This window comes from Halobacterium sp. KA-6, from assembly GCF_021029015.1.
Lineage (GTDB): Archaea > Halobacteriota > Halobacteria > Halobacteriales > Halobacteriaceae > Halobacterium.
The window spans coordinates 47879-66320 of the sequence record NZ_JAJJZH010000007.1 but is presented as its reverse complement, the minus strand read 5'-3'; the positions used below and the strand labels follow the sequence as shown (position 1 = coordinate 66320).

General features: G+C 63.2%; 21 protein-coding genes. 16 read left to right on the top strand and 5 right to left on the bottom strand.

From position 1 onward, the window contains the following. Window positions 1-26: 26 nt before the first annotated feature. Window positions 27-1172 (top strand): hypothetical protein, encoded by a 1146-nt coding sequence (locus LPA46_RS13825; RefSeq protein WP_230892980.1) that lies wholly within the window; start codon window positions 27-29, stop codon window positions 1170-1172. On the opposite strand, the gene LPA46_RS13820 is transcribed toward LPA46_RS13825, so the two are convergent. Further along, window positions 1169-1732, bottom strand: coding sequence for a zinc-ribbon domain-containing protein (locus tag LPA46_RS13820; protein WP_230892979.1), 564 nt, complete (start codon window positions 1730-1732; stop codon window positions 1169-1171). The genes LPA46_RS13825 and LPA46_RS13820 overlap by 4 nt on opposite strands. 70 nt (window positions 1733-1802) lie before the next feature. On the opposite strand from LPA46_RS13820, the gene LPA46_RS13815 reads away from it, so the two are divergent. From LPA46_RS13815 to LPA46_RS13800, 4 genes are all read left to right on the top strand, one after another. Continuing rightward, entirely contained in the window at window positions 1803-2390 is a 588-nt protein-coding gene (locus LPA46_RS13815) for a hypothetical protein (RefSeq protein WP_230892978.1), read from the top strand. A 5-nt stretch (window positions 2391-2395) separates the two neighbouring features. Further along, window positions 2396-3532 (top strand): hypothetical protein, encoded by a 1137-nt coding sequence (locus LPA46_RS13810; RefSeq protein WP_230892977.1) that lies wholly within the window; start codon window positions 2396-2398, stop codon window positions 3530-3532. Between the two features lie 443 nt (window positions 3533-3975). Next, a complete protein-coding gene (locus LPA46_RS13805) occupies window positions 3976-5175 on the top strand; it encodes a fibronectin type III domain-containing protein (protein ID WP_230892976.1) in 1200 nt (399 codons plus the stop codon). Between the two features lies 1 nt (window position 5176). Next, window positions 5177-7975, top strand: coding sequence for a fibronectin type III domain-containing protein (locus tag LPA46_RS13800; protein ID WP_230892975.1), 2799 nt, complete (start codon window positions 5177-5179; stop codon window positions 7973-7975). Between the two features lie 11 nt (window positions 7976-7986). Here LPA46_RS13800 and LPA46_RS13795 read toward each other — a convergent pair whose 3' ends face one another. Next, entirely contained in the window at window positions 7987-9024 is a 1038-nt protein-coding gene (locus LPA46_RS13795; protein ID WP_230892974.1) for a hypothetical protein, read from the bottom strand. Between the two features lie 140 nt (window positions 9025-9164). Here LPA46_RS13795 and LPA46_RS19015 point away from each other — a divergent pair, with 140 nt between their 5' ends. The 3 genes from LPA46_RS19015 (at window position 9165) to LPA46_RS13780 (ending at window position 12133) form a co-directional block, all read left to right on the top strand. Further along, the gene (locus LPA46_RS19015) at window positions 9165-10010 is read left to right on the top strand and encodes a thermonuclease family protein (protein ID WP_230892973.1); all 846 of its coding nucleotides are present in this window, start codon (window positions 9165-9167) and stop codon (window positions 10008-10010) included. 216 nt (window positions 10011-10226) lie between these two features. Beyond that, window positions 10227-11246, top strand: a complete 1020-nt coding sequence (locus LPA46_RS13785; RefSeq protein WP_230892972.1) for a hypothetical protein — start codon at window positions 10227-10229, stop codon at window positions 11244-11246. Between the two features lie 683 nt (window positions 11247-11929). Further along, a complete protein-coding gene (locus LPA46_RS13780) occupies window positions 11930-12133 on the top strand; it encodes a hypothetical protein (RefSeq protein ID WP_230892971.1) in 204 nt (67 codons plus the stop codon). A 54-nt stretch (window positions 12134-12187) separates the two neighbouring features. Here the strand turns inward: LPA46_RS13780 and LPA46_RS13775 are convergent, their stop codons facing one another. Both LPA46_RS13775 and LPA46_RS13770 read right to left on the bottom strand, forming a co-directional pair. Then, on the bottom strand, window positions 12188-14008 hold the full coding sequence (locus LPA46_RS13775) for a DEAD/DEAH box helicase (protein ID WP_230892970.1): 1821 nt from the start codon (window positions 14006-14008) through the stop codon (window positions 12188-12190). Then, the gene (locus LPA46_RS13770) at window positions 14005-14277 is read right to left on the bottom strand and encodes a hypothetical protein (RefSeq protein ID WP_230892969.1); all 273 of its coding nucleotides are present in this window, start codon (window positions 14275-14277) and stop codon (window positions 14005-14007) included. The genes LPA46_RS13775 and LPA46_RS13770 overlap by 4 nt, the downstream gene beginning before the upstream one ends. A 194-nt stretch (window positions 14278-14471) precedes the next feature. Between LPA46_RS13770 and LPA46_RS13765 the strand changes: the two genes are divergently transcribed. From LPA46_RS13765 to LPA46_RS13730, 8 genes are all read left to right on the top strand, one after another. Beyond that, window positions 14472-14750 carry a hypothetical protein gene (locus LPA46_RS13765; protein ID WP_230892968.1) on the top strand — a complete coding sequence of 93 codons (279 nt, stop codon included), beginning with the start codon at window positions 14472-14474 and terminating at the stop codon, window positions 14748-14750. A 123-nt stretch (window positions 14751-14873) separates the two neighbouring features. Beyond that, window positions 14874-15053, top strand: a complete 180-nt coding sequence (locus LPA46_RS13760) for a hypothetical protein (RefSeq protein ID WP_230892967.1) — start codon at window positions 14874-14876, stop codon at window positions 15051-15053. Then, a complete protein-coding gene (locus tag LPA46_RS13755) occupies window positions 15046-15348 on the top strand; it encodes a hypothetical protein (protein WP_230892966.1) in 303 nt (100 codons plus the stop codon). The genes LPA46_RS13760 and LPA46_RS13755 overlap by 8 nt, the downstream gene beginning before the upstream one ends. Next, complete coding sequence (locus LPA46_RS13750) at window positions 15348-15530, top strand: hypothetical protein (RefSeq protein WP_230892965.1); 183 nt, start codon at window positions 15348-15350, stop codon at window positions 15528-15530. The genes LPA46_RS13755 and LPA46_RS13750 overlap by 1 nt, the downstream gene beginning before the upstream one ends. After that, window positions 15523-15876: a hypothetical protein gene (locus tag LPA46_RS13745; protein WP_230892964.1), complete on the top strand. Its 354-nt coding sequence runs from the start codon at window positions 15523-15525 to the stop codon at window positions 15874-15876. Before LPA46_RS13750 ends, LPA46_RS13745 begins: the two co-directional genes overlap by 8 nt. Further along, complete coding sequence (locus LPA46_RS13740) at window positions 15876-16199, top strand: hypothetical protein (RefSeq protein WP_230892963.1); 324 nt, start codon at window positions 15876-15878, stop codon at window positions 16197-16199. The genes LPA46_RS13745 and LPA46_RS13740 overlap by 1 nt, the downstream gene beginning before the upstream one ends. Continuing rightward, window positions 16196-16438, top strand: coding sequence for a hypothetical protein (locus tag LPA46_RS13735; RefSeq protein ID WP_230892962.1), 243 nt, complete (start codon window positions 16196-16198; stop codon window positions 16436-16438). Before LPA46_RS13740 ends, LPA46_RS13735 begins: the two co-directional genes overlap by 4 nt. 673 nt (window positions 16439-17111) lie before the next feature. Next, a complete protein-coding gene (locus LPA46_RS13730) occupies window positions 17112-18143 on the top strand; it encodes a Cdc6/Cdc18 family protein (protein ID WP_230892961.1) in 1032 nt (343 codons plus the stop codon). On the opposite strand, the gene LPA46_RS13725 is transcribed toward LPA46_RS13730, so the two are convergent. Further along, a complete protein-coding gene (locus LPA46_RS13725) occupies window positions 18140-18337 on the bottom strand; it encodes a hypothetical protein (RefSeq protein ID WP_230892960.1) in 198 nt (65 codons plus the stop codon). The two genes, LPA46_RS13730 and LPA46_RS13725, sit on opposite strands and share 4 nt — an antisense overlap. Window positions 18338-18442: the final 105 nt, after the last annotated feature.

Below are 18442 nucleotides of genomic sequence, written 5' to 3'. Positions count from 1 at the left end.
TACACCAACCCCTGGCAGGGAAGCCGATGACTGACTTCACCGTCGAGTCTGGCATCCGCATTCCGGACCGCGAGAAACGAGAAGCGAAGCGTGATCTCGAGCAATCAATTGGGGACGTCACCATCGACGTCGACGCGACCCAGGGCGGCCCTGGCGGGGGTGGGTCGGCGGCGAGTCTTGCTGGCGGCGCCGGCGCCCTCGACGAGCTCAGTGACCAGACGGACCTCCTCACCGACATCCACCAGGAGCTCGAGAAAATCGGAGTCTCCGGTGGTGGAGGCAGCGGTGGCGGGGGTAGCCTCTTCGGCGGAACATCCGGTGTTGCCATCGGGAGCATGCTTGGCGGCGGAGGCGGCCTGCTCGGGACCGTCCTCGGCAAAGGCAAGAGTGGGCTTGGGTCACTGTTGAAGGGGAGGGGGAGCATCAAGGGGCTGATCGGTCGGAGTCCGTTCACGATCCTCTCGCAGACAGCCGGGGAACGGAACGTAGGCCCTCGATCTGGGGGAGCAGGAGGCCCGGTGACGAGTGTAATGGGGGACATCGCGACTGGCGAGTTCCAACTCAAAGAGGATTTCTGGCCGAACCTAAAACCGCCAGATAACTTCTGGAACGTTGACCTGAGCCCGCCGAATGATCTCTGGGGGATTGACCTGAGCCCACCCAACGACCTGTGGGGCGTCGACCTCAGCCCACCCGATAACCTGTGGGGCGTCGACCTCAGCCCCCCGGGTGATCTCTGGCCAGACCTCAATGCACCCAGCCAGGGCTTCTGGAGTTTCCTCAACCCGAACAGCGGCGGGAACGGACGTATCGAGGAAGGGACGCAGGACGCCCCTGGGCAGACGACGGTCGGGCCGACCAGTAACTTCGACGGCTTCGGAGGGCCCGTTGAACTTCCAGACAACAACGAGGTGCCGGACTACGTCTCGGAGATGAGTCCCGCGGAGAAACAGCAGTGGGCGATGAACAACAACCCGTCGTCGCAGGCAACGTCCACGGCTTCAACAGGGCAAGCGCCGCGTGTTGACGTCGTTGTCCAGGAGGTCGCGGCACGCATCGAGAGTGGCCGGACGCTCGAGGAGGCGCTTCGCGCGGAGCTGGAGAACGTGACGCCAGAGATCAAAGACGAGGTCGTCGCCCAGATTCGGGATGATATGCCGAATCGGCTCTAACTCGCCGCCTCAAGTTTCTTCGCGGCGCGTTTCTTCGCGAAGTACCCAATAGCTGCGATGATCACACCGATGATCGCGAAGACGACACCGTACACGAACATCCCGATGAAGCTCCCAACAAACGTCCCCGCTTCACTGGCGGTCTGCGGATCGCCGATGAGGTTCGGGACGTAGAACAACACCGGCACCAGTGGGAGTAGGAGAGCTGTGATATAGAGGCCGGACCCGACGACCTCACTCACGAGGCGTTTGTTGCGGAGGTATACTGTCGACCCGATCCAGCCGATAAGGAAGACGATGCCGCCGCCGCCGATGGTGTCGAACCCCCACCAGAGGAGGAACCCCGGGAAGAACCCCATGATGGCCGCGGCGATGACAATCGACCACGACGTCTTGTCGTCGCCGTCTTCGATGTATGCGCCCCCGAGAGTGGCGGTATCATCGTCGACGTCGCCGGTCTCTTCGACGGCCTCGCTGTCGCCGTTGACGGCGGCACCGCACTCCGGGCAGTACGCGGCGTCCGCGGAGAGTTCTGTTCCGCAGTCGGTGCAGTAGCTCATAGTCGGCTGTTACTCTGACAGTTGTCAAATAAGTTCGGCCACCCCACCACCAGTAGTTTCCATACAACTCATGCCAGACCCACTGAAGACACTCCGACTCACCATCGATGGTGAGCTCGGCACCGGTATCTTCGAGACGTACCACACGACCGTCGCCCCGTCGCTCAGAACGGGGTACGTCGTCGGCGGCCGCGGCAGCACGGTCAATGCCGTCCTCGGTCAGCTCGCCAACGACGGTGAAGACTCCAAACGTAAAGGTGTCTACCTCGACGCCGGCGGCGGCTCCCTCACCTGGAGCATGGAATTCCGGCAGTGGGAGGGGTCCAGTGACCAAGCAGGTGATCCGCTCCAGTGGGGCGACTCCCAAGACCCCACCGTCCACACGAAGACGTCAGCGACCGGTGCGTCGGCGCTCAGCAAGCTTGAGTGTCTCCTGTACTGGTGGGAGCAGACGACGATCGACTCGGAGAACCCTGCGCTGTTGGAGTACGGCCAGCACTACGACCAGGGAATCTACGAGCCGAAGGAGATCGTGTTCGAGGAGCCGACAATCCGGGATGTTGCTGAGGACGGCCAACACATCTCGGGGTCGATGACACTCGTCTCGGCGGCGAATCTCCGCGATATCCAGGACGCAGCAAACCGCCTCACCACCTAAAAGCGATGAGTGATACGTACCTCTACCGGCAAGCCATCCCCGAGCAAGCACAGACGCGAACCAGTAGCCAGCAGCGCCGCCAGCTCTCGAAGCTCGCCGGCCTGCAGAGTGGCAGCAGCGTCGAGGACCTCGGCGGCGACCCCGGCGAATACACGCTCGTCGGCCAGTACCGCGGCAAGTACGCCGAACTGATGGCCGAAGAACTCGAGGAACTGTTCGGCCCCGACAACGATTTCGACACGGTCCCATACTACTCCCAGGATGGCCAGCTGCGAGAGACGGGGTACTACGCGCTGTCGAACATGGACGTCGGCCGCAGCGACCCGCGACGGGACTCTGTGCAGGACTTCGACGGCCGCCTCACCCGTGAGGGGACGCGGCAGAGCCACCGGCGGAGTCTGCGTGTCGACCCCCAGCAGGTGCATCGGAACGACTACGGGAACGAGACGTCGGCGCTCGTCGCGATCCCCACGGCCGCAGGGAAGCGGACGTGGTACAAGCGCGAAACCCAAGCGCGTGAACCCGTCTCTGTCATCGAGACTGTCCAGTGCGAGGGGAGTCAAGCCGACGTCGATCTCGTCGACGCACGTGCTGTTGATTTCTCGGCACCGTACGAGCTCGTCTACGACGTCTCCTACGACGCCGGCGGGCAGTGTGACGTCATCCTCTGGGACGACCACGACCGAGAGAAGATCGACAGCGAGGGGGTGAACTCCTGGCAGTGGGTGTTCGCGACCAGCCACGAGTACAGTGGGGTGCCGGTTGTGGATACGGGCCGCCTCCGCCTCCACCTCAACGAAACCCAGGGCCTCACCGCAGAAACCTACGACCCCACCACCGACTCGTGGACCTCGGCTGGCCTCCCCACCAGCGACTGGAGTCTCCGCGACGTCGATATCACGACTGTCAGCCCGCTTCGCGTTGAGGCGCAGCTCGAGTTCAGCCATCCATCGGAGGGCGTGTTTGCGCTCAACCTGGTCGCGTGGCGTGGCCGCGACCGCGTCCAGTTGTTGGTGCCCGACTCTGTTGAGGCGGCGACGCCGCAGGGTCTCCAGGACTACCTCGATAGTATCGCGGCTCCCGAGGTCGTGCGCTCGCATGGGAGTCTCGGATTGATTGCTCGTGAGGAGGTGCGGTACTGATGCCAGTTATTGATGATTTCGAGTCCGGATCAGTGGACAGTGGCTGGACCACGAGCAATCTACCCGGGTCGTGGACGGCAGAGCCGACAATCGAGTTGGATTCGAGCCGCGCGGGAAACTACGTCGGGCTACTCCAGAGCGGAGATAACGACTTTAGTGAAATCCAGTACGAGTTCGACAGCCCGACCTCGAACATCGAGAGTTTACAGACCGACTTCGCATTACACAACGTCCACTCGGAAGACTACATACGAATTGATCTTCTTGTACGAGCCGATGGCGAATCCCCAGCAAATGGGAAACTCGCATCCATATACGGAGATGGCTCAACGAATTTCGGAGCTACGCTCGACCCCTCAAAAGACTACATCCTCACGTACTACAACTTCGATTATCAAAACAATACCCTCGGAATAAAGGTAGAGGATTACTCCGGCAACGTGGTGTTTGACGAGCCAGCCGCCGAATTACGGTTCACCCACGACAGTTATGATGCCGTGTCGGGGATTGTGTTTGCGGCTTATGCCGGGGCGACTGGCCGGAACACAGAGGGTGTATATGATAATGTTCAGTCGGTCCTCACAGCCGCTGCACCGACGAACCTGACCGTCTCCGGGGGGTATCGGGAGACCACGCTGTCTTGGGATGCAAGCGCCAACGCCACTGGATACCGGATATACCGTTCCGAGTCCTCGGGGAGCACCCTGTCGGACTATACGCAGATTGCCGATATTTCCGCGAGCACCACATCATACACGGACACCGGATTGGAGGACGGCGAACGATATTACTACCGCGTCACAGCCTACGCCAACAGCGAGTCTGACCCGTCGGGCGAGGCAGACGCAATCACTGACCTTCCCGGCCCGTCAACGCCGACGCTCGACACGTCCACCGATGACGAAATCGCGGTGTCGTGGACTCGCAGCGATAATTCTGGAGACGGCGACCACCTGATACAGCGCTCGCAGGACAACGCGACGTGGACGAACGCCGGGACCACGAGTGCGACGACCACGGCGTACACGGACACCGGACTGGAGGATGGCGAGCAGTATTACTACCGCGTTCGGCGGCGAACAGCCCACGCCACGACCACGAGCGGGGCAGCCACAGGGACGACTGTCCTACCCGCGCCGTCCATCAGCTTCGACACGTCCACCCAACGGGAGATTACCGTCTCGTGGACTCAGACCGATGATAACCCCGCCGGGGACTGGGAACTATACCGCTCGACCGACGGCTCGCTCGGGACGCTCGTCGGCTCGTGGTCAGACCTCTCGACCACCACGTACACCGACACTGGGCTCCCAGACGGTGAGCGCTATCACTACACGGTCCGCCGGGCTACCAACCACGCAACCGCGGACACGCAGGAGGCGGCGGTCACGGTGCTGCCAGCACCGACGAACCACCAATACTCGACCGTCACCGCGGTAGGCGCGGACCACTCCTGGACGAACAACCACAACAACGGCACGGTGAAGATACAGGCTCGCCACGACGACTCGGGCTGGCAGGACGTGGTTTCTGGTCTCGACCGCAGTACGGAGACGTACACGATAGCGAGCCTGCTGCACGGCGAGCAATACGACGTGAGAGTGGTCGCTGTGACCGAGCACGCCCAGACGGAGGACCAATAGGATGACAGTTGCGTACACGACGAGTCTCCCGGATGCCCAGCAACCATCGCTCGGGAACGGTGTCGAGGACGAGGTCGCCGTCAGCACTCCCGATGTTCTCAACAACGGTGACTACCGCATCCAAATCAGGGAGACGGGACAAGACTCGTGGGGCTCCAGCGTGGTCGGGTTCGCCGAGAAAGTCATTTCAGCGGACGGCGACACCTCGGGTACCGTCGAGACGATCTTCACCGGCCTCGAGGATGGCGAAGAGTACGAGGCCCGAATCAGGACAGAGACCGAGCACAAGACCGGGGAGTGGACGCAGCCCGTCAGTATTACGACGCAGTTCCCGGGTGCGGCGAATCCCACTGTCGGCGCGGTCTCGGCGACGAGCATCCCCGTTGACGTCCAAGACAACGCCGACAACGAGACGGGGTTCCGCCTCGAACGCGAGGAACAGATCGATGGGGTGTGGGCGGACCGCCGCGTGGTCGCCGAGCGCGGGCCGCACGCTGGCGAGGGCGCGATGACGATCACGGACGACACCGCGAGTCCGGGCGCCAAGTACAGATGGAGAGTGGAGGCCTATACGGAGCACACGAGCGCGGTGTCCAGCTGGACGGCAGCGGTCGAGACGCCGGGCCTCGAGGATGCCCCACGCGCGAGTGTCTCGTCGTCGGACTGGCACGTGGAGATCGACCACGCCTCGGGGGCGACGCACACGCCGCGCGTGCTTGAGGCGACGCCCCAGCAACGCCTCAACAACACCCCAAAGCTCACGCTTGAGGTTCCCCGTGACGACAAGTGGACAGCACGGGGGTTCGAGGACGCCCCAATTCGCGCGTACCGGGATGGCATCCGCCAGCCCATCACGCAACTCGATGATGCGGGCCACACGGGCGACCGCACTACCCTCGTCGCCAGTGGTGGCCACCAGCTCCAGCGGAAAGCCACCCATCAGTTCGACCAAACCCCCGTTGATGATGCCGTCCGCACGCTCCTCCAGGAGACCACCGACTACGTCGTTGACGTCGACGATTATAGTTCGGAGACGACGCCGGACCAATTGCAGCAGTCCAGCCAGTTGACGTCGTGGCAGAATCTCATCCCCAGCCAGTACTACGCGGACACGGAGCCGCTCAGCGTCCGCAACGGCTACCCCGAGCTCCATCGGACGACGTGGCTGGGGTACATCCAAGAATCCGCGAGCAACCTCCCGAATTTTAACCCGAAGAACACGATCGCGTTCGACGGCAACTACACGGTTGTCGGCGAGGGCACTACCAACACGCAGTGGATTGCGGGGCGCGCTGCCAAGGTTGCTGGCGCGGGGTACTTCGTCGACATCACCTTCGTCCCCGAGCATGACGTCCCCGCGGATCGAGTGGGTGTTGCCTACCACGGCGACATCACTGGCTCTGGGACGCCCGGCACCCTCCAGTTCGTGCATCCGGATGGGAGTACGACCGTGGTTGATGATGCGCCCGCACCCAGCGGTGATTGGACGCACAACACCAGCCCGGGCGTCGGCATGCTCGAAGCCGGCTCAACGTACTCGCTGGAGTTGTATGGGTCTCCAGACTTCGCGTACCGGATTGACGGTCTCGGTGTCTACGACACGATGTACGCTCCGGGGACGTGGGGTGAGCCCAGTGGAGATGGGCCGATCGAGAGTCCGCGACTCTACCCGCAAGCGTATGAGTTCGAGCTGGTGACGGCGACGCCGCCAGTGTCCGTGACGGGGGCGCGCATCGCGAGCGAGGCCTCGCCGGCGCCACCCCAAGGACTCGGGTTGTCGAACGACCAGGGCAGTAGTTGGCCGCTCACAGCCACCGACAGTAGTAGTCTGGATGGGAGTTTCAATTCGCTGGGAGCGACCGTCACCGCACGCGTGACGCTTGGCGCGACCACCTCGGATACGGGAACGGCGCCACCCACATCGGGGAACACCGGCCACGAACTCACCAGCATCCAAGTGTACGCGGACCTCGACGATATCCCGCTCGCGATCGACGAAGTCCACGACGACCCCCTCCTTGGGGAACTCCAGTCGTACGCCGAGTACGCGGATAGCTTGTTCCAGCTCGTGTGGAACACCGACCAGGGCAAACTGGAGGTCGAATGGAGTACGCCGGGTGGCCGCGGGGTCCGGGAGCTCGAGAATGTCGTCGACTACGATATTTCGAAGTCGACGCGCGCTCGGGTGGACCAGATTCGCGTGGAAGGCAGCGCCCTCGAGGCATCGCAGTCCTACGCGGGGAGTATCTATGACACGGAGTTCGACCTCAATGAGGCGAATCTGGTCTCCGGGAGTGAGTCAGTTAGCATCGAGTCCAGTGACGAGACCTACCAGCGGCATGTGGACTACCAGATCCAGTACAATCCGGGGACAATCGAGTTCCTCTCCAGTGGGAACATCCCCAGTGATGCGACGGTCGTGGTCTCCTATCAGTATAAGCCACAGGGGAGTGCGTGGCTCACCAACCCCAGTGATGTCGATGTGCCCACGTTGCGGGAGCGGACGATCCAGGGGTTGGTGACGGATCGGGGGTGTGAGATTGCGGCGCGGCGGATTAAGCGCCGCGTGCAGGAGCCGTTGTGGGAGGCGGACGTCACTGTGTCGCGGACGCCCGAGGACTGGGGTGTCCTCCAATTGATTGATCCTGGAGTCGTCGACGTCGGCGATGGGGGGTTGGAGGTGCGGGAGATCACGCCCACGTCTGGTGGGGGGTTGTCGTTGCGGTTGGCTGTCGATGACTTCAGTGAGGTGTTCGCGGATGTGCGGGATCGCATCGAAGCCGTCAGCCAACGCACCTAACCCCAGAGGGGTTAGCAGTCCCGGGCGAGTGCGCGGCGCGCCTCCGTCTCGTACGCGTCGGCCTCCCCCGGATTGCGCGCGATCGCTGCGCCGCACGCTTCATACATCGCGTTGGCAGCATCCTGCCGCGCGGTCGCACGACACTGTTTCCGCACGAAATACGGCACCATATCCGGAAGCGCATTCTCGTCCTCTTCGCCCGCCTGGAACGCGTCTTTCGCGGACTGGAAGGTGTTGCGTGCTTCGATGAAGTAGTTCCGAGCGTCGAACGCCCCACCCCGGCCCTCCCGGTAGTCGTCGAGTCCGTCATTATACTGCTCGCGTCCCTCGAGGATTCGCTGCCGCCCATCCACAACATGGCCGAGCCCGGTGATGGTGCTCGCAAGCGTCTCGAGCGTTTGGGCGGCGAGCGAGTAGCCGACGTCTGCGTTGACGTCGCTGTTGGGGTAGGTGTCGAGTTTGGATTGCGCCGCTTCGATTGCGGTCTGGGCGTCGGCGTGCGCGCCAGACCGGATCGCTGAGAAGGTTTCGACGGCGCGGTCATATGATTCGGAGTCGATGTACGCGTCCGCAGTCGACATACGCGTGTAGAGTGACCCCAGGGCTTCGTAGACGGCATTCGCTTCTGTGAGTGCGTCGTGGTACGTCCGCAGGTGGTCGATGGTGGTCTGCTGCCCGCTGGTCGCGGAGTTGCTGGCGGTGTCGAGGTCGTCGTTCGCACGCCGGAGCGAGGTCGCAACCTGGTTCGTGTCGAAGGACGTGTCGTTGTCCCAGTCGGTTGTCCAGGCATCTTCGCGTTCGTCGTTGAGCGAGCTGCTGGCCTGGTAGAGCTGCTCGATCGCGTCCGTAATCGCGTCGGCGGCCTCCGGAGATTGCGTCGTCTCCGCCGACGTCTGCGTCTCCGTCTCGGTCTGGGTCTGGGTTGGAGCTTGGGTCTGGGTTGGCGGGCTCGTCGTGGAGGTGTCGTCGGTACCTGATGAGGAGCAGCCGGCGAGTGCAGCTGTGAGGGTTGTGCCGGTGAGTGCGAGGAGACGACGTCGGCTTGGCATACCCAGGTGGTGTGTGGTCAACCAGTTAACTATTCTCCCACACCGGCCTTTTTCTGGACGACCAACAAACGCCCGCTCATGACGCTCAACGCCGACAGCGGGCGCACTCAAAGACATTCCGCAGACAGAGTGATCGTCACGTGACCCGGCGACGAACGACAGGGTTCGTCGTGGTCCTCATCCTGCTCGCGGGCTGCGCCGGCACACCGGACACCACGCAACCCACTCCAGGCGAAACCTCCACAGCGGCACCGACGACGTCGACGGCACCACCGACAACGCAGGCGTCCACGACCGTAGCGACGACACCCGAGTCAACTACTTCGGAGCCCCGCGGACCCAGCGAGGGGACGGTGTGGACGGTCACCGTCACGCGCGTCGTTGATGGGGATACGCTCGAAGTGCGGTTCCCGAATGGAGAGACGGACACGCTCCGACTCCTGGGTGTGGATACACCAGAGACAGCCTACGGGTCCGTGACGCCCGACGAGTTCGAGGGCATCCCCGACACAGATCGTGGCCGGATTCATCTCTACGAGTGGGGTGGAAAAGCCAGCGAGTATGCAACCGAGCAGCTGGCCGACGAAGAGATCCGCATCGAGGTTGACGAGCAAGCGGACCGCCGCGGAAGCTTCGGCCGACTCCTCGTGTACGTCTACGCTGGTGGCGAGAACTTCAACAAGCGACTGCTCGAGGGTGGGTACGCACGCTTCTATGATAGCGAGTTCTCGAAACGCGATGGGTTCGCGCTGGCGGAGCAGACCGCACGCGTTGGAGATATCGGGCTCTGGGACTACGATGAGGAGTCCTCGAGTCGCGAGACGACTGAGCGGAGTGACGTGCCGCCACCGCCGGCGGATGGCGATTATGATTGCAGTGATTTCGCGACGCAGGCGCAGGCGAACGCGGTCCTGCATAGTACGCCGGGCGATCCGCACGGGTTGGATGGTAATGGCGATGGCGAAGCCTGCGAATCACTCCCGTAGCGTTCACCGTGGCTGTGTTGGCCGCGAACTTCAGTAGCGCGTTCCTTTTTCCGACCAGCAAGCCGACACACAAGCATGTCCCGCAGCATCACGGAGTGAGCCGGCTTGCGGGTAGTTAGTCGGATGGAACGGAGCCTGTCGTCAAGGCGGGCAGGATAGCAACAGCCATTATGGTATCAGGGTAACACTTTTTCGAGCGCCTGATTAGATACCTGCATGGCATCACGCCTCAAAGACACAACACTCGACCTTCCGGTCGCCCCGATCACCGCACTCATCGGCGTCTTCGCACTCGTCGGCTTCGGTATTGGTGCGACCGGGGCCGTCGCTCTCACACAACTCGGCGACGGCTCCAGCCTCTTCTCCGGCATCATTTTCTTCATAATCCTCACCGTCGCTTTCCTCCTCGGACCACTCGTCGCCGTCTTCGGCGGCCTCCAAATCGGCGCGCGCCTCGACCGCTCTCCCACCGCTTACCTCTCGAGCGCTATCGGTACAATCGGCGGATACGCCGTTATGATGCTCGTTGTCATCATCGTGCTCTCGCTCGCACTCAGCATCGCCACCAGCGGCGGCGGTGGAGCTGCTGGGAGTGCTGCCGGAAGTACTGGTGGCGCGGCAAGCACCAGTAGCGGGACGGCAGCACAGTCGAGTATCAACTGGATGCAGTACCTCATCCCAATCATCGGCGTCGCCATCCCAACCGGGCTGGTCGGCGTCGGCGGCGCGTACCTCGGCGGCCGCCAAGACACCACCAGCGATGACGGCGGGCGAACGATGGCCGTCCCCCTGCGGCCCGCGCTTGCGGTTGTCGGTGTTGCCATCCTCATCGCGGGGAGTGTCGCTGGGGCGGCTGCCGTGACACCCGGGAGTGCCATCAATCTCTCAAGTGGCGACCCAGCAGACATCACCGTGCCGGCGACACAGGTCGGATATAATGGGGGCGACACGCTATCTGTGTATGCGACTGTCAATCATACTGGCAGCAAGCTTGTTGAGACGACGGTCACGGCACAATTCATGGTCGACGGGCAATCGTATGATAAGTGGACGTCAAAGCAGCGAGTGACGCTGCAGCCGGGGGAGTCACGGCAGTTGACGTGGACGATCGCTGACTTGGTTGAGGGTGAGGGGGTTGCGGATGCGACTGATGAGCAGCAAACCCAGATTAATCAGGGGAACTTCCGGATCCGGATTCTGGTGAATGGGGAGGTCGCGTATTCCGCCCCTGGCTAATTGTCTCGGGTACTTCCTTCGTAGTGGACGCTGGCTTTGCTGGGTGTCTAAAAGGGGGTGTGTCGCCGAAGTGGGGTGGATGACAGGCAATATGGCGGCAGCGGTCTCACTTCTACCGCCGGGCCGGCGACACATTCGAGAGTGGTTACTGGGGTATTGTATGTTTTCGGACCACTACAAGTGTTTCAATGTACACACCAGTATCCGAGTAGCCTGGTACTATAGAGCGAGATGGCGGGGTGTTGCCGGACAGGGGTCCTCGAAGCCTCAGTGGCGGGTGTGTCAGCCGATGGCAAGTCCCGGCAACACGAGAGCATACTGTGAGCGGATTGATGGTGTGGCTTTTGACAGTGGCAAGACTTCTCACACACCACTCAGTATCGCCAACCTCCGCCTCCGTCACAGTCGCCCCACACTCGCGGAGGCAGGCATCGGGACTGCCGATTCCCGAGTAGGGTTAGGACGCGAAGAAGATAGCACATCGGCGCCGATGCGGAACTATACTTCAAACTTAATTCTTTCCCCGGATTATCGATGTTTTATCAGTAATTGCCGGTTGTCTGTCAGCATTCGCACGCGCGTACGCGACCCGGGGCCTCACCCCGGAGGGTGTGGCCCATTCACCCTTTATAATATCATTTGGCGGATAAGAACTATAGTGGTCGCGTCCCTGTCTATGTCCGATGTCAAGATTAACCCAAATCATAGACGCCATCAAGTTCATCACCGGGACGTGTCTCGTCGGCATAATGGGGTATACCCTCTACCTTTGGGGGACCGGCCGGGACATCCCCCCGAGTGAAGTTGTCGACGCCATCGAGGGCGGCGTTGACGGTTTCGAGCTAATTCAGGAAGCGCTCGCATTCGCAACCATCGTACTCAGCTAAAGGCGCTCCGAGCTGGGTACCGGAGAATAGCAGAAGTCACGTGCCCTGTGAAGCCTACTCGCCACCGTCGACCTCCACCTCCGTCACGGTCGTCCCACGCTCACGGAGGTAGTCCATCTGCCCGCGCGCGTACTCCTCCTCACTGGAGCCACGCGTCGCCAGTAGGTAGGCGTCGGCGCCGCCGAGCGGCCGCATCACACGCCCGACACGCTGCGCGCCCTGCCGACGACTCCCGCCGAGCATCGACGCCATCACCACGACGTCGACGTCCGGCAAGTCGATGCCCTCGTCGGCGACACGCGAGACGATGAGACCATCGAGGTCGCCGTCGCGGAGCGCCGCGTAGTACTCTTCGCGGTCGGCGTGGCTGGTCTCGCCGTGGACGAACGGCAGCCCGAGCTCGTCGCTGTAGTGCTTGCCCTGGTCGGTCCACCCAGCGTAGATGAGGACTTTCTCCGAGGCGTGCTGGTCGAGGAGGCGTTTGGTCTCCCGAAGCTTCGCCGGGTTCATCGCCGCCGCCATCATCTTCCGCGTCCCCTCGGCACTCCGGTACGTGTCGCGGTCACCCGCACTCGCCCAGGGGACGAACCGGACTTCGACGTTCGGCCGATGCACCCAGCCGTCCTCGTAGAGCTCCTCCCACGTCGACGTCACCGGGCGACCGATGAGCGTGAAGATCTCCTCACTCTTGCCGTCCGACCGGACCGGCGTCGCAGTTAGCCCGAGGCGGCTGCGTGCCTGGAGGTTGCTGGTGCGGCGCCAGACCGAGGCGGGCGTGTGGTGGGCTTCGTCGTAGATGACGAGCCCCCACTCACGGTCGAACAGCTTCCGTCCGTGCCGGCTCTTCGAGGCCATGTCGTAGGTCGTGATGGTCACCGGGCGGATGTTCTTCTCGCCGCCGTGGTACTGCCCGATCTTCGGACTGTACCCCGACGCGAGATCGGTGTGTGCTTCGAGTTCGTCCTGCCACTGCTGGGCGAGCTCCCGCGATGGGGCGAGAATCAGCGTCTGCTGGCCGAGCCTGGCGAGGATGGCGAGCGCGGCGATGGTCTTCCCGGCGCCGGGCGGCGCGTCGATCACGCCCGACCCAGCATCGAGGAACCGCTCAACCCACTCCGACTGGTAGTCCCGGAGTTCGAGATCGTCGTCGAGGGAGACGTCGAGGGGGTCGCCGGTTTCGAGGTCGCGGTGGTCGATGGGCGGGTAGCCCGCGTCGTAGAGCGCGTTCTTCACGTCGCCTTCGGCGCCGGATTTGACGCGCATCTCGGTGTCCGAGAGGTACTGCGTGTAGTGGGTGTTGTGTTCGAGATTCTCCTTCGCGACGTCTTCGAAGAGGTCCTCGCTGCTGGCCTCCAGGACGGTGTAGCCGTCGGGGTGCGTGCGGAGGGTGAAGGCGTGGCCGCGCTCCCAGATCCGGCGGAGTTGCTGCTCGACGGAGTCAGGGAGCTGGCCGACGGTTGTGGCGTAGTCGTCGAGGAGGACGTCGAGGTGCTCGTAGGGACTCGTCCAGATGTCGAGGGGGTCGGTCTCGTAGATGGAGGCGTCGCCGTCAAGGCTCGTCTCTTCGAGGTGCGCGAAGTTCCCGAGCGTCGTCTTCGTCTCCTGGCTGGGGCTGTCGACGTGCAGCCGGAGCTGGCTCGGGTACAGTCGGATGCGTTCCTCGACGTCGTCGTTGTCTTCGTCGGTGGCGATGTTCGCGCGGTGCGTGATTTCGTGGCGGCGCGCGAGCTCGTCGAGGTGATCGGCGAACGCGAGAAGGTCGCTCGGGGTGGCGTTGCGGAGCCGGTCGCCGATGTCGTCGAGCCGGAGGTCCTCGTCGCCGTCGGGGTCGCCGCCGTCGCTGCTGGCGTCGTCGAGGGTTGGCTGGGTACTCATGGTGTGCTGGCCTGTTCACGGGGGTCGGAGTCGAGTTCGTACACGCCGGTGTCGAGGAGGTTTTCGATGTGTTCGTGTTCCTCGAGGCGCTTCAGTCGCTGGTTGACGTATTGGCGAGAGACGCTGTCTTTCTCGCCGCGATCGACCAGGAGCTTCTGCGCGAGTGTCGGCGTGACTCGTCCCTCGTGAAGGAGATCCAGCACTGCCTCGTCCAGATCGTTGAGGTCGTCGGCAGTGAGGGTCACTGCTTGTGGGTTTCTTCCCGTCATTTACAACAGTAACGACTCGTGCCGGCCGGATAAAGTTTCTGTCGCCCATTCTGGTTAGATGTTCCAAACAGTAGTTTACAACAGAAAGGTTAAGTGGTCGGGACGCCTACCCTTAGGTAGAGCACGGGAGTCGGCCACTCAGAAAGGGTGGTCGCGGGCGTTGGAGCGCCCTTGACCGTGCTGGAGTAACCAGCATGAGTACCAAACCACGCACTCAGGATAAGAGCAGCGACCCACGCCCCAACTACAGCCTCCTCGGCATCGACAACGAGGGCGCGCACCACATCCACGACACCCGCACGAACGCCGTCCACGTCATCCAGAACGGCGAGCGCGAGCTCGTTCAGGACCTGGACGGCCACTTCGTCAGCGAGTGGATGCACTACGTCGAAGGCAAGCGCGGCTGGGACACCCGGTTCCTCTTCGACTCGGCTGGTGAAGCGTTCGCGGACGCCCTGGAGGTCGAAGACTGATGGCGGCAACTGCCTACACCGTCGAACCGAGTACAGTTACCTCCGCACTCGCGACGCCGCGACCGCCGACGAGTACTCACGCCAAGGCCACCGCGTCACCGCCACCACCACGGGTGAAGCCTAATGTCGACGTACGAATGCACGCGCTGCGGCACCGAGTACGAAGCCGGCCACGGCGGCGACCCGTTCACGAGCGTCTCCGTCTCCTACCACGACGACGACCGAGAGGACTTCGCGGTGTCGTTCTGCCAGCCGTGTGGCGACGAGCTGCTCGCGGACCTCGTGGAGGCCACCGATGACTAACGGCCAGCCCCAGCTGCACGTCGGCGACCACGTCCATGACAAAGAGGACGACGACGCGACGCTGCTCGTCACCGCGGTCAGCCCCAAGACCGCCGCCGAGTACGCGGTCGGCGACAAGACGGTCGCTGACTACAACGAGGACTACCCTCAGGACGATCGCGTCATCGAGGTGCGGTACCCCCAGCGCACCACCCAGGACATCGACCACCTGGACGACTACGCGTTCCCGCGGAGCCGGTTGGAGCTCGAGACGCCGCTGCACGATCGCGACGACGAGGAGGAGGTGAGCGACTAATGCCGTTTAACGGGCCGGCCACCGAACCGAACCCCGACCTCCCTGACGGACTGTCCTACTGCGTACAGTGCGGCACCGTCATGGTGTTCCACCCGAAGCGGGACTGTCCGACCTGCACGCTCGCGGAGCGCCTCGACGAACTCGAAGAACGCCTCGACACCACGGAGGACAGCGATGAGTAACCACGAGACCGGCAGCCCAGCAAGCCGCCTCAAGGGCGCACGCAAGCAACTCCGGCTCGCCCTCCAGGACGTCGACGACCCCAGTGTCGCGGCCCGCATCCAGGACGCGCGCCGGAGTGCTCGCCGCGCTAGCGATGCGCTGGTGTCGGCGCCGATCACGACCCAGCCACCCGCCGAGGACACTGTCGGAGAACGCCTCGTCGAATGCACCTGCTGTGGCAAGACCGGGCTCGCCGAACGCATTCACTCGACCGCGTGCCCCCACGACGGTGCCGACGAAACCACGTCGCGGGATGATGGCGAGTTCGGGACGACCGTCATCGAGAGCGCCACGGGTGACCACTGATGGCGGCCGTCCAGTCCTCCAGTGACGTCCTCGAGAAGCGTGACGCCGACGCGCTCACCGAACCAATGACCGTCCTCGACGACATCGGCCGCGCTCGCGACGCCCCCGACCTCTACGTCGTCGTCTCCTCGTCGGGCGCCAGTTATCTCGTCGACCACCGGGAGGGGCGCTGCGAGTGCGCGGACAGCTTCTACCGCGGCACCACGTGCAAGCACCAGCGCCGCGTCCAATTCGCCACCGGCCAGCGCGACATCCCCGGCTGGGTCCAGGAGGATCGCGTCGACGACCAGCTTGGCGACTACATCCAGGGTGGTCGGGCGTGAAGGACGTCTTCGACCCCAGCACGGAGTTCGAAATCCAGCGCAGCGAGACCCCCATCAGTGAGGATGGATACAAGCTGGGAGAGCCGAAGTATCTCGAGTGCGCGCACTGCAGTGCTCGCGTGCTCCTGACTGAGGAGCCCTCGCCGGGCGTCGACGAACTCCCCCACGACCCGGACTGCCCGCAAAGGTGGGCGCGGACGCCGTGGTGGCGCGACCACTTCTTGTCGACCGGGGATTAAGGGAGTACTCGGGCCGTACTGTCGTGTTATCCCCGTTACTCTTATTTGGCCAGAGGAACGAATAGCTCACGTTGGCAGATCGACCACCTCCTTTGTGAGGTGGCCATGACCATGCAGCCTGCCAACGTACGCCGCTAAGAGGCGATCCCAAGTCGTGTCACAGTCGGATTCAACATAGCGAATCTCGAGTGACGCGGGGCTGGGATACTTCCAGCATCCCTCTTCGGTCTTTCACTAATGCAAAGAATAGCCCCTGGTAGGGCCGTGCGTGGACTCGACTCGTATTAGTGGTCGAGCAAGCTACCGTTGCAGGTAGACATAAATCCCGAGTCCCAGGATGCAGTATAGCAGAGCCCAGGCGGGGTAGCCGAGAGCCAGCGCGCCCAGCGAGACGAGAACGCCTGCTGTCGGTGCCGGCAAGTGAGATACTTCCAGCATATCTTCGGTCTATCGCCCACGAACGTGGACTTGCGCCTTTTTCGGGCGCTACGCGTCTAGACCGGTCGTTGACATAAAAAGCCCCACGTTCCGCGTGCGCGCGTAAATCGCCAGACAGCGAACCGAACACTGGCACCCGGGCGTTGCTAACACCAGATCCCACGCATCAACACACACGGTGTGTTTTCCGAAATAACCCCGCGCGCTTATCACACCCCAGCGACCACTCCCCAGTATGTTCGCCCGCCATCACGTCTTCGACGAAGGCTGGGTGCCCGAGGACCTCCACTCCCGGGACGGCGAGCTCCAAGCGCTCGCCCAAGTCCTCGACGACCTCGCCCGCGGCTGGCGCGCGCCCCAGCCCGTCCTCCTCTCCGGGCCACCCGGCGCCGGCAAAACCGCCAGCGCTCGGTACGTCCTCCACGACCTCGAGGAGACCACCGCCGTCCGGACAGCACTCGTCGACGCCTGGACCGCGCACAAACCCTACCAGACCTTTGCGGCGATCCTCCAGGAACTCGGGAAAGCCGGCCTCGTCCAACCACAGACCCCACACAGTGTCCTCCGGGACCGCGTCCGCGACGCCACCCCCGACAGCGGCGTTGTGGTTGTCCTCGACGAGGCCGACCAACTCGACGACCCGGGACTGCTCCGGGACCTCGATGCGATGACTGGCATCGCCGTCGTCGCGATCGTCAACGACGAGCAGGGGTTCCGCGACCGCCTCGACCGGACGTCCAGTACTGTCGACTGGCGGGAGTCGATCCCGTTCGGCCCCTACAGCGAGCGCGAGCTCGTCGACATTCTCCGCCCACGCGCGAGCCGCGGCCTCCAGATCAGTTACTCGCGAACGGGCGCTCTCCAGGAGGTCGCCGCCCGCGCCCAGGGGAACGCCCGCGTTGCGATTCAGGGGCTGCGGGCGGCTGCCGAACACGCTCACGAGAAGGACCACCGTGCGATTGAGGTTGCGGATGTCGAGGCGGGTGTCGAGGCGGCGGTCGAACAAATCAGGCGGAAGACACGGTCGCGGTTGCAGCGCCACGAGCGTATCGTGTTCGAGGCCCTCGAGGAGCTCGGCGAGTCCCAACTGGGCGCGGTCTACGACGAGTACGTCAGTCGGATTGGTGGGGAGGACGCTAGGGGCCGGCGCCGGGTGAGCGATTATCTCGGGAAGTTGGAGTCGTATAATTTGGTGGTGGCAGAGGGTGAGAAGCGCGGACGGACGTACCGAGTGCTGTCGTCGGGGACCGTCTCGGGTTCGGTTTAGAGGGCGTCCAAAAGTACCGCTGCAATAACGAGGACGCCACCGACGAGTAGTGCGGGCCCGATGAGCGCTGTGACGAAGTCGTCGACCCAGGAGATGTCGCCGCCTTGTCCACCGATCCAGACGCCGGCGATTAGTGCGATACCGATGACGATTATCACGGGGATCATGAAGAGTTCTTCGAGGTCTGGTGACATTACGGACAGTTGCTCGCACCATATCAAGAAAAAAGGCCCGGAGCGATAGGTTGCGAATTATCCGAAATATCTCCCTTCGGCTAAGTAACCACTCCCCATAGCTAG

Bases quoted from the DNA above. Each gene is read 5' to 3' on its own strand.
- LPA46_RS13740 (WP_230892963.1), top strand. From the start codon at position 15,876: ATGGCGGCCGTCCAGTCCTCCAGTGACGTCCTCGAGAAGCGTGACGCC.
- LPA46_RS13725 (WP_230892960.1), bottom strand. From the start codon at position 18,337: ATGTCACCAGACCTCGAAGAACTCTTCATGATCCCCGTGATAATCGTC.
- LPA46_RS13800 (WP_230892975.1), top strand. From the start codon at position 5,177: ATGACAGTTGCGTACACGACGAGTCTCCCGGATGCCCAGCAACCATCG.
- LPA46_RS13820 (WP_230892979.1), bottom strand. From the start codon at position 1,732: ATGAGCTACTGCACCGACTGCGGAACAGAACTCTCCGCGGACGCCGCG.
- LPA46_RS13750 (WP_230892965.1), top strand. From the start codon at position 15,348: ATGCCGTTTAACGGGCCGGCCACCGAACCGAACCCCGACCTCCCTGAC.
- LPA46_RS13755 (WP_230892966.1), top strand. From the start codon at position 15,046: ATGACTAACGGCCAGCCCCAGCTGCACGTCGGCGACCACGTCCATGAC.
- LPA46_RS13780 (WP_230892971.1), top strand. From the start codon at position 11,930: ATGTCAAGATTAACCCAAATCATAGACGCCATCAAGTTCATCACCGGG.
- LPA46_RS13810 (WP_230892977.1), top strand. From the start codon at position 2,396: ATGAGTGATACGTACCTCTACCGGCAAGCCATCCCCGAGCAAGCACAG.
- LPA46_RS13775 (WP_230892970.1), bottom strand. From the start codon at position 14,008: ATGAGTACCCAGCCAACCCTCGACGACGCCAGCAGCGACGGCGGCGAC.
- LPA46_RS13730 (WP_230892961.1), top strand. From the start codon at position 17,112: ATGTTCGCCCGCCATCACGTCTTCGACGAAGGCTGGGTGCCCGAGGAC.
- LPA46_RS13785 (WP_230892972.1), top strand. From the start codon at position 10,227: ATGGCATCACGCCTCAAAGACACAACACTCGACCTTCCGGTCGCCCCG.
- LPA46_RS13765 (WP_230892968.1), top strand. From the start codon at position 14,472: ATGAGTACCAAACCACGCACTCAGGATAAGAGCAGCGACCCACGCCCC.
- LPA46_RS13770 (WP_230892969.1), bottom strand. From the start codon at position 14,277: ATGACGGGAAGAAACCCACAAGCAGTGACCCTCACTGCCGACGACCTC.
- LPA46_RS13745 (WP_230892964.1), top strand. From the start codon at position 15,523: ATGAGTAACCACGAGACCGGCAGCCCAGCAAGCCGCCTCAAGGGCGCA.
- LPA46_RS13825 (WP_230892980.1), top strand. From the start codon at position 27: ATGACTGACTTCACCGTCGAGTCTGGCATCCGCATTCCGGACCGCGAG.
- LPA46_RS13815 (WP_230892978.1), top strand. From the start codon at position 1,803: ATGCCAGACCCACTGAAGACACTCCGACTCACCATCGATGGTGAGCTC.
- LPA46_RS13760 (WP_230892967.1), top strand. From the start codon at position 14,874: ATGTCGACGTACGAATGCACGCGCTGCGGCACCGAGTACGAAGCCGGC.
- LPA46_RS13795 (WP_230892974.1), bottom strand. From the start codon at position 9,024: ATGCCAAGCCGACGTCGTCTCCTCGCACTCACCGGCACAACCCTCACA.